This is a genomic window from Stenotrophomonas sp. SMYL8, from assembly GCF_036320065.1.
GTDB lineage: Bacteria > Pseudomonadota > Gammaproteobacteria > Xanthomonadales > Xanthomonadaceae > Stenotrophomonas > Stenotrophomonas maltophilia_A.
In genome coordinates, this window is sequence record NZ_JAWIRR010000018.1 from 64,434 (window position 1) to 79,160 (window position 14,727).

At 65.2% G+C, this 14,727-nt stretch carries 19 protein-coding genes and 1 tRNA gene; 9 read left to right on the forward strand and 11 right to left on the reverse strand.

The features are described 5' to 3' along the window. Positions 1-84: 84 nt before the first annotated feature. Positions 85-1,377 carry a tryptophan--tRNA ligase gene (locus V3B25_RS14675; protein ID WP_088428780.1) on the reverse strand — a complete coding sequence of 431 codons (1,293 nt, stop codon included), beginning with the start codon at positions 1,375-1,377 and terminating at the stop codon, positions 85-87. A 108-nt stretch (positions 1,378-1,485) separates the two neighbouring features. Here V3B25_RS14675 and V3B25_RS14680 point away from each other — a divergent pair, with 108 nt between their 5' ends. After that, a complete protein-coding gene (locus V3B25_RS14680) occupies positions 1,486-2,286 on the forward strand; it encodes a hypothetical protein (RefSeq protein ID WP_180838608.1) in 801 nt (266 codons plus the stop codon). A gap of 73 nt (positions 2,287-2,359) precedes the next feature. Here V3B25_RS14680 and V3B25_RS14685 read toward each other — a convergent pair whose 3' ends face one another. From V3B25_RS14685 to rocF, 3 genes are all read right to left on the reverse strand, one after another. Beyond that, complete coding sequence (locus V3B25_RS14685) at positions 2,360-2,581, reverse strand: CsbD family protein (protein WP_004153772.1); 222 nt, start codon at positions 2,579-2,581, stop codon at positions 2,360-2,362. Between the two features lie 203 nt (positions 2,582-2,784). Further along, entirely contained in the window at positions 2,785-2,922 is a 138-nt protein-coding gene (locus V3B25_RS14690; RefSeq protein ID WP_008266021.1) for an entericidin A/B family lipoprotein, read from the reverse strand. A gap of 162 nt (positions 2,923-3,084) precedes the next feature. After that, complete coding sequence (rocF, locus tag V3B25_RS14695; RefSeq protein WP_094001609.1) at positions 3,085-4,005, reverse strand: arginase; 921 nt, start codon at positions 4,003-4,005, stop codon at positions 3,085-3,087. 130 nt (positions 4,006-4,135) lie between these two features. Between rocF and V3B25_RS14700 the strand changes: the two genes are divergently transcribed. After that, entirely contained in the window at positions 4,136-4,483 is a 348-nt protein-coding gene (locus V3B25_RS14700; RefSeq protein WP_329810894.1) for a hypothetical protein, read from the forward strand. A 17-nt stretch (positions 4,484-4,500) separates the two neighbouring features. Here V3B25_RS14700 and V3B25_RS14705 read toward each other — a convergent pair whose 3' ends face one another. After that, entirely contained in the window at positions 4,501-5,445 is a 945-nt protein-coding gene (locus V3B25_RS14705; protein ID WP_329810895.1) for an ankyrin repeat domain-containing protein, read from the reverse strand. A gap of 581 nt (positions 5,446-6,026) precedes the next feature. On the opposite strand from V3B25_RS14705, the gene V3B25_RS14710 reads away from it, so the two are divergent. After that, positions 6,027-6,434 carry a hypothetical protein gene (locus tag V3B25_RS14710; RefSeq protein WP_201117869.1) on the forward strand — a complete coding sequence of 136 codons (408 nt, stop codon included), beginning with the start codon at positions 6,027-6,029 and terminating at the stop codon, positions 6,432-6,434. 80 nt (positions 6,435-6,514) lie between these two features. After that, on the forward strand, positions 6,515-6,838 hold the full coding sequence (locus V3B25_RS14715) for a hypothetical protein (RefSeq protein ID WP_201117868.1): 324 nt from the start codon (positions 6,515-6,517) through the stop codon (positions 6,836-6,838). 57 nt (positions 6,839-6,895) lie between these two features. Here the strand turns inward: V3B25_RS14715 and V3B25_RS14720 are convergent, their stop codons facing one another. Both V3B25_RS14720 and V3B25_RS14725 read right to left on the reverse strand, forming a co-directional pair. Beyond that, on the reverse strand, positions 6,896-7,198 hold the full coding sequence (locus V3B25_RS14720; RefSeq protein WP_049431463.1) for an addiction module antidote protein: 303 nt from the start codon (positions 7,196-7,198) through the stop codon (positions 6,896-6,898). A gap of 58 nt (positions 7,199-7,256) precedes the next feature. Beyond that, positions 7,257-7,544 (reverse strand): type II toxin-antitoxin system RelE/ParE family toxin, encoded by a 288-nt coding sequence (locus V3B25_RS14725; protein ID WP_010486984.1) that lies wholly within the window; start codon positions 7,542-7,544, stop codon positions 7,257-7,259. Between the two features lie 233 nt (positions 7,545-7,777). Here V3B25_RS14725 and V3B25_RS14730 point away from each other — a divergent pair, with 233 nt between their 5' ends. The 3 genes from V3B25_RS14730 to V3B25_RS14740 all read left to right on the forward strand — a co-directional run bounded on the left by V3B25_RS14730 (position 7,778) and on the right by V3B25_RS14740 (position 10,501). After that, entirely contained in the window at positions 7,778-8,377 is a 600-nt protein-coding gene (locus V3B25_RS14730; protein WP_201117867.1) for a hypothetical protein, read from the forward strand. Between the two features lie 27 nt (positions 8,378-8,404). Beyond that, entirely contained in the window at positions 8,405-9,529 is a 1,125-nt protein-coding gene (locus tag V3B25_RS14735) for an XVIPCD domain-containing protein (protein WP_329810896.1), read from the forward strand. 120 nt (positions 9,530-9,649) lie between these two features. After that, the gene (locus V3B25_RS14740) at positions 9,650-10,501 is read left to right on the forward strand and encodes a hypothetical protein (protein ID WP_329810897.1); all 852 of its coding nucleotides are present in this window, start codon (positions 9,650-9,652) and stop codon (positions 10,499-10,501) included. 127 nt (positions 10,502-10,628) lie between these two features. On the opposite strand, the gene V3B25_RS14745 is transcribed toward V3B25_RS14740, so the two are convergent. The 4 genes from V3B25_RS14745 to birA form a co-directional block, all read right to left on the reverse strand. Further along, positions 10,629-10,704: transfer RNA gene (locus tag V3B25_RS14745), tRNA-Thr, on the reverse strand. A 40-nt stretch (positions 10,705-10,744) separates the two neighbouring features. Beyond that, positions 10,745-11,581 carry an SPOR domain-containing protein gene (locus V3B25_RS14750; RefSeq protein ID WP_329810898.1) on the reverse strand — a complete coding sequence of 279 codons (837 nt, stop codon included), beginning with the start codon at positions 11,579-11,581 and terminating at the stop codon, positions 10,745-10,747. A 9-nt stretch (positions 11,582-11,590) separates the two neighbouring features. Beyond that, positions 11,591-12,322, reverse strand: a complete 732-nt coding sequence (locus V3B25_RS14755; RefSeq protein ID WP_004153755.1) for a type III pantothenate kinase — start codon at positions 12,320-12,322, stop codon at positions 11,591-11,593. Further along, positions 12,319-13,287, reverse strand: coding sequence for a bifunctional biotin--[acetyl-CoA-carboxylase] ligase/biotin operon repressor BirA (birA, locus tag V3B25_RS14760; RefSeq protein ID WP_049421459.1), 969 nt, complete (start codon positions 13,285-13,287; stop codon positions 12,319-12,321). Before birA ends, V3B25_RS14755 begins: the two co-directional genes overlap by 4 nt. A 144-nt stretch (positions 13,288-13,431) precedes the next feature. Here birA and V3B25_RS14765 point away from each other — a divergent pair, with 144 nt between their 5' ends. Continuing rightward, complete coding sequence (locus V3B25_RS14765; RefSeq protein WP_032128189.1) at positions 13,432-13,710, forward strand: hypothetical protein; 279 nt, start codon at positions 13,432-13,434, stop codon at positions 13,708-13,710. Next, positions 13,677-14,468 (forward strand): M90 family metallopeptidase, encoded by a 792-nt coding sequence (locus V3B25_RS14770; protein ID WP_201117863.1) that lies wholly within the window; start codon positions 13,677-13,679, stop codon positions 14,466-14,468. The genes V3B25_RS14765 and V3B25_RS14770 overlap by 34 nt, the downstream gene beginning before the upstream one ends. Positions 14,469-14,727 lie beyond the last annotated feature (259 nt).

A 14,727-nucleotide genomic window follows, 5' to 3' on the forward strand; every position in this document is an offset into this window, starting at 1 on the left:
CGGCCCGCCGCGGCCTCCCGGGGGGGCCGGGGGGGGGGGGGGGGGGCCCCGCGCGCGGGGCCCCCCCCCCCCCCGCCACTACCCTTACGCTTCGCGCAGCATGGCCAGGGCAGCCAGCACAGCGTCCACCTCGGCGTCCAGCTTGAACAGCTCGCTCTGCAGCTGGTCGCCCTGCTCGGCCTGCTTGATCACCGCGATCAGCTGGCCCGCATCGCGCGGCGAATCGAAGCCTTCGCTCTGGATCAGCAGCGTGCCGTCACCAGCGGTCAGCTTGAAGTAGAAGCGGCCATCCTTTTCGCGGTACTGCTTGAACAGCGGCGGTGCCACGCGGGCCACGCCGGCATCCTCGCTGGCGATATCGCCCGCGCTGGACAGATCACGCAGGCCGACCGCATGGCGCAGCTCGTCCAGCAGCGGTGCCGCCAGCTGCTCGCGCAGCTGCTGGCCACGGCGCTTGAGCAGCGCCTCGATCTTCTCCGGCTCGGCCATCAGCGCGTTGTAGCGCTCGCGCAGCGGCGACAGCTCGCTGTCGATGCGCTCGAACAGCTGCTGCTTGGCATCGCCCCAGCTGATGCCCGCGGCGAACGCCTTGGCGAATTCCGCGGTCTGTTCCGGGGTGGCGAACGCCTGGTACATCTGGAACAGCGCCGAGCCCTCGGTGTCCTTCGGCTCGCCTGGTGCACGCGAGTCGGTCAGGATCGAGAACACCAGCTTCTTCAGCTCCTCGCGCGGCACGAACAGCGGAATGGTGTTGTGGTAGCTCTTGCTCATCTTGCGGCCATCCAGGCCCGCCAGCGTCGCCACCTGCTCGTCGATCACCACGTCCGGCAGCGGGAAGTACTCCTTGCCGTACACGTGGTTGAAGCGCTGGGCGAAATCACGCGCCATCTCGATGTGCTGGATCTGGTCACGGCCCACCGGTACCTGGTTGGCCTTGAAGATCAGGATGTCGGCGGCCATCAGCACCGGGTACATGAACAGGCCGGCGCTGACGCCTGCGTCCTCGTCCACGCCTTCCTCGCGGTTCTTGTCCACCGCCGCCTTGTAGGCGTGCGCACGGTTGAGGATGCCCTTGCTGGCGATGGCGGTCAGGAACCACATCAGCTCGGTGGTCTCGCGGATGTCGCTCTGGCGGTAGAACCACACGTGTTCCGGGTCCAGCCCGCAGGCCAACCAGCTGGCTGCGATCTCCAGGGTCGCGCGCTGGGTGCGCTGCGGGTCCTGGGACTTGATCAGGCTGTGCAAGTCGGCCAGGAAGAAGAAGCTCTCGATCCCCGGCGCGCGGCTGGCCGCAATGGCCGGACGGATGGCGCCAACGTAGTTGCCCAGGTGGGGCGTGCCGGAGGGGGTGATGCCGGTAAGGACTCGGGTCGTCATGACTGCGTGGGGTAACCTTCGATGAACGGGGCCAGTTTACCTTGCACGCCACCAACCCCGTCAGGGCCTGCGGCGCGTTCATTCACGCAACCCCGCTGGAGACGCCCGATGAAACGCCTGCTGCCCCTGCTGCTGATCCTGCCCTTGGCCGGCTTCCGCCCGGCCCCGATGCCGCCGCCGGTGTACGAGGGCGGCCCCGTGCGCATGGCCCTGGTCGACCGCGACCGCGGTACCGAACTGCGCAGCTACCCGGCCGAAGGCCAGCGCTGGGTGGCCGGCGAGCGCGGCCACCGCTACGCCGTGCGCCTGTACAACGACAGCCCGCGCCGGGTGCTGGTGGTGCTGTCGGTAGACGGCGTCAACGCCATCTCCGGCGAAGATGCCGATCCTTCGCAGACCGGCTACGTGCTCAATCCCGGCCAGCGCGCCGACATCACCGGCTGGCGCAAGAGCCAGGACGAAGTGGCGCAGTTCGTGTTCAGCAGCCCCAGCGGCAGCTACGCCAGCCGCACCGGCCGCCCGGACAACATCGGCGTGGTGGGCGTGGCGGTGTTCGAGGAAGCGCGCCGCTGGCGTCCGGATCCGATCCTGCGCCGTGGCCTGCCGCTGCCAGCCCCGGCGGCGGAAGCGTCGGCCGATGCCAGTGCGAGCAGCAGCCGCATCGAGGGCTATTCCAGCAAGTCGCAGGCGCCAGCGCTGGGCACCGGCCACGGTGCACGCGAGCAGTCTTCGGTGCGCGATACCGACTTCGAACGCGCCAGCCGCAGCCCCGCACAGGTACTGCAGCTGCGTTACGACAGCGCCCGCAACCTGCGCGCACGCGGCATCCTGGTGGATTCGCCGTCGCGCCTGCCGCGCGAACCACAGGCCTTCCCCAACCGCTACGTGCCGGACCCGCCGGCGCGCTGATCGTCCCGCCCAGACAACACAACGCCCGCAACCTCTCGGTGCGGGCGTTGTGTTGTGGGGGAAACCGAAGTGCTTACTTGTAGTCCGGGTAGTCCTTGCTCACGGCGTCCTGGAACTCACGCACTTCCTTCTCCGCGCGGTCCTTGGCCCAGCCATAACGTTCCTGCAGGCGACCGGCCAGATACTCGGCATTGCCCTCGGCCACATCGAAATCGTCGTTGGTCAGATCGCCCCACTTGGCCTGGGCCTTGCCCTTCAGCTGCGACCACTTGCCGGAAATGATGTCTTTGTTCATTGCTGGGAGTCCTTGGTTGCAACGGCGTTCTTACCGTGGCTCCAGCTTCGCGCAGCAGCTGTTGAATACCGGTCAACCGGCAATGAAATAGATGCTCACCTGCTTGAATGGTTCACTCCGCTTCGACAGCACGCAGCGAAAAGCACGCGCAAAAAAAGGCCGGGGAAATCCCCGGCCTTTTCTCTTTCCGTTCCGTGCAGGGCTCAACGGCCCTTCGCGGTGTCCTCGACCTTCTCGCCCGCCTTCTGCACGTCCTTGCCGGCACCGGCAATGGTGTTGCAGCCGGCCAGCAGGGCCACCGAGAACATCGACAACAGCATCAGGGCAACTACGCGCTTCATGGGCTTCTCCTTGGGTTTGCCGCTACACCGCTTCATTCGCGGATGGGATTCTTTCGCTCGGCGGGAGAAGGCCAATGCCCACCACCGCCGCGTGAAGTGCAATCTGGCGGCAGTGGCGTGGAGCGGGCGTGAACGGATCACAGATCCGTTCAGGCGGCGCCGTCAGTCACGCATCAGGGTGGACTTGCCGAACAGGCTTTCGACCAGGTCCACGGCCAGTTCGGCGGTGGCATTCTGCTTGTCTAGCAAGGGGTTGAGCTCGACGATGTCCAGCGAACCCATGCGCCCGGTGTCGGCGATCATCTCCATCACCAGCTGCGCCTCGCGGTAGTTCACCCCGCCCGGCACAGTGGTGCCCACGCCCGGCGCGATGCTGGGGTCGAGGAAGTCCACATCGAAGCTGACATGCAGATGGGTGTTCTCGTCGATGCCTGCCAGCGCTGCTTCTACGGTGCGCTTCATGCCGTTCTCGTCGATGTAGCGCATGTCATAGACATCCACCTTGTGGGTCTTGATCAGGCGCTTCTCGTCCGGGTCCACCGAACGGATGCCGATCTGGTGCATCTGCGCCGGGGTGATCGCCGGCACGGTGCCGCCGAGGCGGGTCAACGCATCCGGGCCGAGGCCGCACAGGCAGGCCACCGGCATGCCGTGGATGTTGCCCGACGGGGTCACGTCGCTGGTGTTGAAATCCGAATGGGCATCCAGCCACAGCACGCGCAGGGTCTTGCCCTGCTCGCGGCACCAGCGCGCCACGGCGGTGATCGAACCGATGCCCAGGCAGTGGTCGCCGCCGAGCATGATCGGCATGCGGCCAGCCTGCAGTTCGGCATAGCTGGCTTCCATCAGCGCATGGTTCCACGCCACCACTTCATCCAGGTGGCGGTAGCCTTCCACCGGCGCGGTCCACGGGTTGCGCGGGCCATCCAGGTTGCCCAGGTCACGCACGTCCACGCCGCGCGCCTCCAGCGCCTCCGGCAGGCCCGCCACGCGCAGCGCTTCCGGGCCAAGCCGGGCACCACGATGGCCCGCACCCACGTCGGTGGGAACGCCAATCAGGGATACGGAGATGGGATGGGCCATGGGTGCCTCCTGCGGGGGAAAAAGAAGCACAGTCTAGCCAGAGGGATGTGACACCACTCGCGGCGGTGCAGCAGGACATTGGCATGGCATGATGCCGCGCGGACCCAGCCGCCCCTCATGGAAGATTGCGATGTCGCCCTTCATCAATACCGCCTGGCCGCGCTTTTTCATCGTGGCACTGCCCATCGCCCTTTTTGCGGTTCTGTTGAACAGCACGGTCGATGCGACGCCGAACGGTTGGTTGATCCAGATGGCGCTCCTGCTGGTGCCGTTCTCCATCCTGGTGTTCCTTGGGCTTGGCTGGCAGCGTCTGCGCAAGGCACACGCTGAATATCCAATCCTGAAGAGCGAACTGCACCGTATGCTGGCGGCGTTGATCGGTAACATGAAAGTGGCCGCGCTGTGGTTCGGACTGACCTTGGTCGGAACGTTCGCCCTGATGCTGACGTGGGTATTGCTGCGGAAGACGTGTGGCTGACGCGCGGCGGGTCGCGCTCAGAGAATCGCCGACGACCACGCTTCGGTGCGGAACAGGCGCTTCTTCAGCACGTCGATCCGCCATTGCCCTGCCACGCGCTTGAGCACGAACAGGCGTTCGTAACGTAGAGCGCGGGATTTCTGTGCATGGTCACGTACCAGCACTTCGGCCTTGGAGGCCGTCGGCTGACGGACGGCGGCCAACAGATCCTCCGGCACGTGCACCGACGGATTGCCCACCGACATGCCCGTGGAATACACCCGCTTCCGGTCGGTACACCAGGCCGCAAGGATGTTCGCGCGCTCCTGTTGGAATGATGGACTACCGAGCAGGTCTCCACCGGCCTTGGCATCACGGTAACCACGCGTTTCCCACGCATGGCAGGCCAGCATATAGCCACGCACCACGGCTGCCGGTTCCCCTTCTGCGGCCGGTTCAGGCCACGCAAGCGGCGGCGCCTCCTCCAACACCGGTGGCATCTGTGCGCCCGCTGCCTGCAGGCACTGCACCACAGCCGCATGCCCGCGCGCTTCGGCCAGCGACAGCGCATTGCGTCCTTCGAAATCCGCGCGTGCAACATCAGCACCGCCAGCCAGCAACAGCTCGACCATCGGCAGATGACCGCCCTGCGCCGCCACCATCAGCGGTGTGCGATGCAGTTCCGGCGAGGCCACGTCCAGCGAGGCGCCGCGCGCGATCAGCAGGCGTCCGATGTCTGCGTCGTCGCGCTCGGTCGCCCATCCCAGTGCGGTAAAGCCCACCGCGGTGCAGGCATGCTCGATGTTGGCACCGCGGTCCAGCAGCCGCGCCACCGCGTCAGCCTTTCCGGCGATCACCGCCGACAACAACGGCGTGCGGCCGGTGCCTTTGTGCCGCCACTCGATGTCCGCGCCGGCATCCAGCAGTGCGTCGATGCGGTCGAGATCCTGTTGTTCGGCCGCCTTGGCCAGGAGGTGGGACATGGGGGGCTTCCATAGGGTTGGCACAGGCCCGGTAGCTTAGTGCCGTCGCAACGCCGGGGCCACTTTGTGCCGATGTGAAGCACCGATGCCGTTGGCCGCTTATGATGATCGGGTGGGTGAACTGTGCGGTCAGTTAAGTTGGCTTTACGCGTTGTTTCGCCCTGCGCGCAGGTGGCTGCGCTGCGATGGGGTATATGCCCGCACGTTCCAGCGCTGCGCGATATGTCGCTTTTGCCATGCAACTGCGCAGAACAAGCCAAACGCGATAATTCATTTTTCCTCTCGGATCGCCCGATGCCATCGAAACAAACGACTGGCAGGCGGTGATTCTGCGTGCGCATGATGAATCGCCACCTGAAAAGGTGGTCGGGACTTCCAAGCCCGAGTTGTCAACGATGTATACGCTTGCCAGCCGGCGTCGTCCTTCCAGGTGCGGCGCCGGCTGGCAATCCGTTAGCCGATCGACGGCGGGCGGTGCGTGGGGGCCTCGTGCCCGCCGATTCGTTGACCCGGTCTTGGAAGCCACGCATCGCCCGCCACCCTATCGTGGCGGCACCTCTGTTCCTGACGAGGATGCCCGCTTGTCCAACGCCCATCACCCGTACCTGACCGCAACCCTGGGCGAGGCCGCCCTGCGCCTGCCGCCGGAACTGGCGCAGCCGTTGGAAGCGGCCTTCGCCGCTGCGAACGAGGCACCCGCGCCAATCAACCTGCCCAGCTGCCTGCAACGCATCCGCGCCGGTGATGCCGCCGACGGACAGCCGTGGACGGGGCCCGCCAGCACACCCGGCCAGGCCGTGGCCGCCGCACGCCGGGACCGCGCTGCGGTTGGCCTGGTGTCGCTGCTGGAGCTGTATCACGCCGCTGAGCGCGTGCGCGTAGACGGGGAAGAGAAAGACGATATCGGCGATGGCACGCGCGAAGGGCTGATACTGGCCTGTCGGGGGCTGGCGGAGTATGTCGCATTGCAGGTGGGTGGGACTCAATAATGCGGAACATTGAGATCCCAATTGCACAGGTTCACAACGTCACTGCCCCAGCTATCGAATCGAGCATACCCGCTGCTGGAATGAGCACACCTTATCCAAACCTGAAACCTGTTCTCGTTGAGCTGCGGCTGGACGAAGTGGATTCGCGTGGCGGCGCTGTTGCCGAGATGATCGCGTCCACCGCACGCCCCATGGCGCGTTCCATGAGTCCTGAACTCATGTGGTATAGCTTCGTCTTGAATGACAGAGCCATCACCCGAATCCGTCCCGGCACGCGGATACACTGCACGATCTCATTCATCAATTACGAAGGTGCGAAGGAGGCGTTCCCCTGTGGCACATTGGCCACCTTCGGAGACGGATCGTCGACAAGAGGCTTGATCCGCATCATCCGGTTTGATTGAACCTGTTCGCGCCAGACTTTCTGAGATCGCCGAGCTTGAGCGAAATGCCCTGATGCTTTACACAGCGCTGGCGTGCAATCGCACACCCAGGGCCCGGGTCACCTTCAGGATGGTCGCGAAATCCGGGCTGCGCTCGCCCGACAGTGCGCGATACAGACTCTCACGCGACAAGCCCGCCGCACGCGCAACCTTGCTCATGCCCTGAGCGCGAGCGATATCGCCGAGCGCCTTGGCGATAAATGCAGAATCACCGTCGCTTTCTTCGATGCAGGCGTCGAGATAAGCCGCCATCTCCTCCGGCGTCCGAAGATGCTCGGCCACATCAAATGATTTGAGTTCGACTTTTCTCTTGATGGCCATGATGGGACAGCTCCGGTACTTCAGTATTGAGTCATTTCGCCTACAGCCAGTTCGATGCTCACAGGGCACGCGCAATCTCCCTGGCCTTCTCGATATCGCGCTGCTGTGAACCCTTGTCGCCTCCAACCAGGAGAATCACCAACTGCCTGCCGCGCTGGGTGTAGTACACGCGGTAACCCGGTCCTGCATCGATACGCAATTCAGAAACGCCATCCGCCAGATAGCGGTGATCTCCGGGATGGCCTTCAGCGAGCCGACCGATACGGGCCAGGATGCGAGCGCGTGCGGTTACGTCCTTGAGAGCGTCAATCCATGTCGCGAACTGACGGGTACGCTGGATCTTCATGGAGGACTGTAGCCTACTGGCTACAGTCTTTCAACTATCGGGAATGCACACATGGAACTGTGCTCGGTCTCCCATCTGGCACTCCCTCCCTCGCAGCCGACGCCCCGTCTTTTCAAATTGGAAAGTGGAACCGGGTGCGTTTTCAGTAGCTCATTGTTCACGCGGACCCGATCCGCACTCACAAAATGCTGTGCTAGATTCAAGAGTGCGACATTGGCGCGCGAGATGCTTTCATGAATGCATGGGTCGAGAAATGCGCTTCTTCATCAAAACGCGGACTTCAGCGCCGCCTCTGGATCGCAGCGCGTCGTCGCCTCGCGATCGCTATTCCGGCGCTTGTGCTGGCAGCATGTTCGAGTGCCGCGCCGCCGACCCCATCAGATCATCCGAATCAAAGACAGTCCGTCGAATCAGGGAGTGAAACTGGTATGGAGCGATTCAAGAACGACATCGAGCGTTTGACCAAGGTGCGTTTTGATGATGTCGACGCATTGAATGAACAGCTCCACACACACCTGGGAGAACCGACTCGACAAGGCTTGAGGGACGAGCGGACCGCAGAACGCGGCATGCTGGGCGGACTTGAGATCCAGAACATCACGCTGAGAAGTCCTGCCGACGATCCTACGCACGCGACCTTGGTCTTTGAGGTCGCCCCACCGAGCATCGCGCTCGGGGAAATCATCTGGGAGGAATCCGCCATATATCCACCCCATCCGGATGCGCCTGATTCCCGCCCTTACTGGTCTGCTCAGGTGAACAGTGCCAAGGTTGTACTCGGGCTCTCCCTTGACCACAAGACGCTGACCTACGTATCGATCAGTCAGCGCTGATCCCTGTCATTGCGAAGGAGCCGCACCATGGAGCGTGCTGAAGAATTTGCACTGTCACAGCCGCAGGAGAGTGGCCGACCAGGGGCCACACATCGTCCGGCTTCGCCTTTGGTTGATCCTTCGCTGGTACCGCTTCTGACCAAATCCCCAACACTTCGAGCGGGTCTTGCACAGGCTGATCACGACAACCTGGGTGTCGAATGGGGGCCAGCCGGTGGCGGCACCTATCTTGTTCCCGGTGTGAAGATCGTCATTGACGAGAACGCCATCGGGCAAGGCTCCAGAATCGCACGTTCTCTTTCTCATGAAGTTGGGCATCATCTCTTCACCGAGCAACCAGATCGGGCGTCCAAGCAGTCCTTTGTGAACGCCTCGCTGCGAGGAGAAGCAGCTGCCACGCTCAGCAATGTCCAGGTCCAGCGTGAAATCACCGCAGCCGGAGGACCGAACATTGGCGTGTCGGGCACAGGCGATCGCCCCCAGCAGTATGGAGCCATTGCCGCGAAACTCGAGGCAGGGCAGATCAACCGTAACCAAGCACTAAGTCAGATCGCTGACGTGTTCAAGACGGAGGCTCCTTCTGTTGGTCCTCATGCGACATACGAGCTTTACTATGGCGCGCACTATGATCAGCACATAGCACCCACGCAGCGTCGACGTAGGCCCGAGCCAGAATTTGACGCCGAGCGCACTTCGGCTGCGGAAAGAGACGCCGTGGTCGCCGACGACTCACTCCCAGTGCAGCGAACAGCTTCCTCAGTACCTGAACTCGGCAACGCTGACCGCTTTCTCTACATGCAGATAAGAGCGGGTGTGGAACGCCTGGACGCCGAGAGCGGGAAGCAGTGGGATGAGTCGAGCCAGCGCATGTCCGCGAGTCTGTTGGTACTCGCGAAGGAGCAAGGGCTTGCAAGAGTTGACCACGTTGTATTGAACAACCCGACAGAGTCCCTTGCACGTGGCGAGAAGGTATTCATCGTCGAGGGAGCGATGGACGATCCTGCCCAACGCCGTGGAACCATGAATACGATGGACGCGCTTCGCACATCTGAAGCAGAATCACTTCATCGCGCTGAGGCCTTGGCAGTAAATCTTGAACAGCCATCAGCGCAGCAGGTTCATGCGCAGGATGGGCCATCGTTCTCAAGGTAAGACTGCCGAGGCGCTGGGTGTGCCGCCTTTCGAACCACCCGGCAAGCGCCTGTAGCATTGCAAAGTGGCGCCGACACATGGGGGACCGCTTATCCGAATCGAACGGATGACCTGGTTGCCGTGGAACAACTGACGCTGTTGGCTGGAGCGAGGGCATCAGCCCCGTTTTCGCATGGGGACAAGATGCACACAATCGCAATCTTCCTGGTCAGCGTCTGCACCATTGTTCTTTCAGGCTGCGCGACTACCGCACTTCCGAAAGGGGTTGCCTCAGCTGGATATACTGAAGTTGTTTCCGTCCCTCTAGGCCCTCTTCGCTACTTCTACACGGCTTCCATGCTTCCTGGTCAGAACGCCGTAGGCACGACTTATCTCGTCCGCTGCGCGAACACCGAGCGGACGATCAACCTACAGATCGCGGATGGGCTTACGATTGACGCCGAAGAGGCTTGTGCACGTGTCGATGCGGCGGCTGCCTCATCCGAGTCATGGATACCGGCAGCATCGAATAGCTATCGGATCCTTCTTGTACAGGAAGGCACTTCTGCGGTAGCGCGGGCAAGGTCGCTTGGCCGCTTTGCCACGGGCAGGACGCTCGCGCTTGTGTCACCGGTCTACGGCGATCAACACCGGACCTTCGCAAATCTCGTTGATCTGGTTGCGCACGAGAGCGTTCATGCATTGGGCCATGCTACAAAGCATCCCCGAGCGCTGGACGAAAGAAGCGCCTACTACGCGGGCCTATGCGCGCAACTTCAGATCAACGGCTTCATCACGGAAGAAGGTTTGCCGGGGGGCCCTCTCGCGTCCGGCGATCAGGCCGTACGCTACTCCTCGCAGGAAGCCTATCGCGTGCGGCTGGAAATCTATCCGTTGCTGGCGGGCGGAGGCATCCGGCTTGGAACTCCACCCGGCAAGTTGATGCTGCATCGTTGTCAGCAGATCAGACGCGAGATGAATCGGCTTCGGTAGCCTCATTGGCCCCGTCCAGAACCTGAGCCCAAGGGTCGTTTCCCCGATCATCGCGAATGGGCCAGCGTCCCGCTCTGGCCTTTTTTATTGAAACCGCCATTTCCAACGCGTTTCGGCGCTTCTCATGTGGTGCCGCTTATCCGAATCGAACGGATGACCTACTGTTTACAAGACAGTTGCTCTACCAACTGAGCTAAAGCGGCATGGGTGGTGCACCGGCGGCAGCGCCTCGGTCCGGGGATTCTAGCGCAACCGTGTGCATTCCAGCGACCGGCTCTGTGCCGCCCCGCTGCGCTGCTGGGCCTGGGCCGGCTGCGTGCCCGCCGCCAGCTGCCCTTCCAGCCACCACTGGCCGGCGTCACCGCTGGCGACCAGGCGCGGCTGGAAGCCGGCGGCCTGCACCGCCGCCATGCGGCGCTCGGCGCCTTCACGGTTGCGGTACTGGCCCAGCGCCACGGCGTTGATGTCCTCGCCCTGGCTGATGATGTAGTAGTCGCTCAGACCGGCGGCGACGATGCGCTTCACTGTGGCCTGGGCTTCGTCGCGGTTGGGCGCAGCCGGCAGCATCACCCGGAAACGGGTGCTGCCACTGGCGGCGGGCTGTTCGCGCAGGCGCACCTGGCTGATGACGTTGCCGGCCTTGTCTTGCGCACTGGTCGCAGCAGCGCGGTCGGCAAACGGGCCCAGCGCGATGCAGCGCGCCGGCTCCGCGGCCGCAGGCTTTTCCGGTGCCGGGGCCGGTGCAGGCGGCGTTACCGGCTTGGCAGCGGCAGCAACCGGCGTAGCCTCAGCCACCTGCGGCTTGGCGACCTCCGGCTGGGCCGGCGTAGCTGGTGCAGGCGTGGCAGCCACAGCCGTCTTCGCCGCCGGTTCGCGCTCCATCAGCGGCGCAGTCGGGGCGGCAGCAGTGGCCTGGGCGGACGCAGCGGCATCCACGCCCCCGGGCACCCAGCGCAGCTCGGCCACGTCGGCCGGTTGCGGCGGCGGCGCGGGCGGTTGCGGTGCATCGCGCAGCAGCCACCAGCAGGCGACGCCAAGATTGAGGATGGCCAGTACGACGATCAGGGCACGGGTCAGCATGCGCGGATACTAGCCTGCGGGCTGGTGCACCGCCCAGCGGGCGAGGCCATCCAGCACCAGCGAGGGGTGGTAGTCGGCGCCGGGCAGCAACGGCATCAGCGCCGGTGCGCCGCCACCGTGCACCAGCAGCGACGGTGCCACGCCCAGCAGCGCATGCGCCTGCTGCGCGCTGCGTTCGATCAGCGCCACCGCCGCGCCGTCGCAGCCGGAGGCCAGCGCGTCAGCGGTGTCGTTGGCGAATTCGCTGTAGTCACCCCCGGTGGCCGGCAACTGCACGGCACGCGCGTGCAGCGCTTCGCGCATGGTGGTGGGCGATGCGGAAATGCGCCCGCCGTGATGCTGGCCATCGGCGTCGAGCAGATCAATCGTCAGTGCGGTGCCCACGCCGACCACCAGCACCGGGCGCTGCGCCTTGGCGGCGGCCAGCAGGGCCAGGAAGCGGTCGACGCCGAACTTTTCCGGTTTGGCATAGGCAATGCGCACGCCGGCACATTCGGCGCTGGTGCGCACCACATGCACGTGTTCGAAGCGGCGCTGCAGCTGGTCCAGCATGGCGCTGGTCAGCGACGGTGCGGCCACGCTGGCCACGAACGCGGTGGTGCCGCTGGGCAGGCTGTGCGGCGGCTGTCCGGCCATGCCTTCGGCGCCGTGCGCCCAGGCCTGTACGTCGCCGGCGCGGTCACCCTGCAACGGCGCGAACTTGAAGCGCGAGTTGCCGAGGTCGAACAACCAATCGCTCATGCCGCCCTCACGCTGACTTCGCCGGCGTGCAGCAGGCGTTCCTGGCCATCGATGCGCACGCGCAGCGCGCCGTCGTCAGCCAAGCCAAGTGCGGTGCCGTGCTGCCACTGCCCGTCCAGTTCCACGCGCACTTCGCGGCCGGCCAGCATGTCGAACGCGGCGTAGCGCGGCAGGAACGGGGCCAGTCCTTCGCGATCGAATTCTTCCAGCGCCGGCAGCAGGCGTGCCAGCACCGCGGCGACAACCACGTTGCGGTCCACCGGCTTGCCAGCCAGCGTGTCCAGGTCCACCCACGGCTGGGTGATCTGCTCGGCGAACGACGGCGGCATGTGCGTGTTGATGCCGATGCCGATCACCGCGCGCGCCGGGCCGGCGTATTCGCCACCGCCTTCTGCGAGCAGGCCGACCAGCTTGCGCTTGCCATCGACGATCAGGTCGTTCGGCCACTTCAGCTGGGCCTGGGTGTAGCCCAGATCGTGCAACGCTTCGGCCACGGCGATGCCGGCCACCAGGCTCAGCCCGGCCAGGCGGCCGAGGCCACCGGAGTACAGGCGCAGCACCGACAGGTAGATATGCGCGGCCAGCGGCGAGGCCCAGGCACGGCCGCGACGGCCACGGCCGCCGGTCTGGCGTTCGGCCAGCAGAACGCTCACCCCGCGCTGGGGCGCGCTGCAACGCAGCAATTCGGCGTTGGTCGAGTCCACCGTCCAGGCCACCTGCAGGTCGTGCAGCAGCGGCAGAACCCCGGCAGGCAGGCCGGCACGGATCGCGTCCGGGTCCAGCAGGTCGACCGGGCGGGTCAGGCCATAGCCTTCGCCGGCGCGGCCCTCGACGTCCACACCGGCGGCTCTAAGTCCTTGAATACGCTTCCAAATGGCCGCCCGGGTCTGGCCCAGCTCACGGGCCAGGGCGTCGCCGGACAGGCGACCGGCAGCGAGTTTGGCCAGCAATTGGCGATCGTCCACGGCAGCTTCCACGAAGTCAGGAAGGAATTATGCGGGAAAGCCGCCAGCGACGCCCGCCACGCTGGGTTTCGCGGGGGCTTCCAACGGGGCGCCGGGTTCGGGCTAGAATCGGGAACTCACCCTCCCTTAACGTGGATGTCGTCAATGCGCCGTTATGCCCATTGCCTGATCCTGCTGCTGATGCCCTTCGCGGCGTCTGCGACGGCAGCGCTGGACGACAGCCGTGGGGCCTGCGTGTCCTCCAATGGCGATGCCGCCTCGCAGCGCGCGCCCACCGCCAGCGCATCGGCCGCCAGCACCAAGGCGGCACCGGTACGCCCGGCGGCCAGCACCACCACCGGTGGCGGTGGCAGCGACGACGACATGCTGCCGCGCATCCGCGCGCCGAAGTGGCACAGCTACCTGCCGGGAATGTTCCGCTGATCAAGTCGTTGCTGCAGTGGCTGCGGCCTGCGCCGCGGCCGATCGACGATGCACTTTGGGAAGACGCCTGCCGCCGCGCGGCGTGGCTGCACGGACTGGACGACGAACGCCGCGCGCGCCTGCGTGTGCTGACCACGCGCTTCCTGCATGAGAAGACCATTACCCCGATTGGCGAGCTGCAGCTGCAGGCCGGCGATGGCGTGCTGCTGGCCGCGCTGTGCTGCCTGCCGCTGCTGGAATTCGGCGAGGTGGGACTGGAAGGCTGGTCGCAGCTGATCATCTACCCCGACGCATTCCGCGTGCACCGCAGCCACATGGATGCGGCCGGGGTGCTGCATGAGTGGGATGACGAACTGATTGGCGAATCGTGGGACAGCGGTCCGTTGATCCTGTCCTGGGCCGACGTGCAGGCCGACCTGGCCGCGCCGCACGAGGGCTACTGCGTGGCGGTGCACGAGATGGTGCACAAGCTGGATGCACTGGATGGTGCGATGGACGGCACGCCGCCGCTGCCGCGCGCATGGCAGCGCGAGTGGGCGGCCACGTTCCAGCAGGCTTACGATGCCTTCTGCGTGCGGGTGGATGCCGGCGAAGAGACGTTGATCGATCCGTATGCGGCCGAAGCGCCGGAAGAGTTCTTCGCGGTGACCAGCGAGTACCACTTCTCCGCGCCGGATCTGCTGCAGCAGGCGTTGCCGGAGGTGGCCGCGCAGCTGCGGCGGTTCTATGGCGAGCCGCCGGCGATCGAAACACGGTAGTGCCGGCCGCTGGCCGGCACCTTGGCAATGCCACCGAAGATCATGAGGTTGCCGGCCAGCGGCCGGCACTACCGGAACACCCGCGCTGTTGCGCCAGGCGATGCCCGGCGGACGGGAACGCGCAACTGCGGCGGTTCTATGGCGAGCCGCCGACGATCGAAACACGGTAGTGGGGGGGGGGGGGGGGGGGGCGGGGGGGGGGGCCCCCCCGCGGGGGGGGGGGGGGGGGGCGGGGCGGCCCCCCCGCCGGGAAACCCTC

Excerpts from the sequence above, each read along its gene's own strand:
- V3B25_RS14675 (WP_088428780.1), bottom strand. The coding sequence starts at position 1,377 with ATGACGACCCGAGTCCTTACCGGCATCACCCCCTCCGGCACGCCCCAC.
- V3B25_RS14680 (WP_180838608.1), top strand. The coding sequence starts at position 1,486 with ATGAAACGCCTGCTGCCCCTGCTGCTGATCCTGCCCTTGGCCGGCTTC.
- V3B25_RS14685 (WP_004153772.1), bottom strand. The coding sequence starts at position 2,581 with ATGAACAAAGACATCATTTCCGGCAAGTGGTCGCAGCTGAAGGGCAAG.
- V3B25_RS14690 (WP_008266021.1), bottom strand. The coding sequence starts at position 2,922 with ATGAAGCGCGTAGTTGCCCTGATGCTGTTGTCGATGTTCTCGGTGGCC.
- rocF (WP_094001609.1), bottom strand. The coding sequence starts at position 4,005 with ATGGCCCATCCCATCTCCGTATCCCTGATTGGCGTTCCCACCGACGTG.
- V3B25_RS14700 (WP_329810894.1), top strand. The coding sequence starts at position 4,136 with ATGTCGCCCTTCATCAATACCGCCTGGCCGCGCTTTTTCATCGTGGCA.
- V3B25_RS14705 (WP_329810895.1), bottom strand. The coding sequence starts at position 5,445 with ATGTCCCACCTCCTGGCCAAGGCGGCCGAACAACAGGATCTCGACCGC.
- V3B25_RS14715 (WP_201117868.1), top strand. The coding sequence starts at position 6,515 with ATGAGCACACCTTATCCAAACCTGAAACCTGTTCTCGTTGAGCTGCGG.
- V3B25_RS14720 (WP_049431463.1), bottom strand. The coding sequence starts at position 7,198 with ATGGCCATCAAGAGAAAAGTCGAACTCAAATCATTTGATGTGGCCGAG.
- V3B25_RS14725 (WP_010486984.1), bottom strand. The coding sequence starts at position 7,544 with ATGAAGATCCAGCGTACCCGTCAGTTCGCGACATGGATTGACGCTCTC.
- V3B25_RS14730 (WP_201117867.1), top strand. The coding sequence starts at position 7,778 with ATGAATGCATGGGTCGAGAAATGCGCTTCTTCATCAAAACGCGGACTT.
- V3B25_RS14735 (WP_329810896.1), top strand. The coding sequence starts at position 8,405 with ATGGAGCGTGCTGAAGAATTTGCACTGTCACAGCCGCAGGAGAGTGGC.
- V3B25_RS14750 (WP_329810898.1), bottom strand. The coding sequence starts at position 11,581 with ATGCTGACCCGTGCCCTGATCGTCGTACTGGCCATCCTCAATCTTGGC.
- V3B25_RS14755 (WP_004153755.1), bottom strand. The coding sequence starts at position 12,322 with ATGAGCGATTGGTTGTTCGACCTCGGCAACTCGCGCTTCAAGTTCGCG.
- V3B25_RS14765 (WP_032128189.1), top strand. The coding sequence starts at position 13,432 with ATGCGCCGTTATGCCCATTGCCTGATCCTGCTGCTGATGCCCTTCGCG.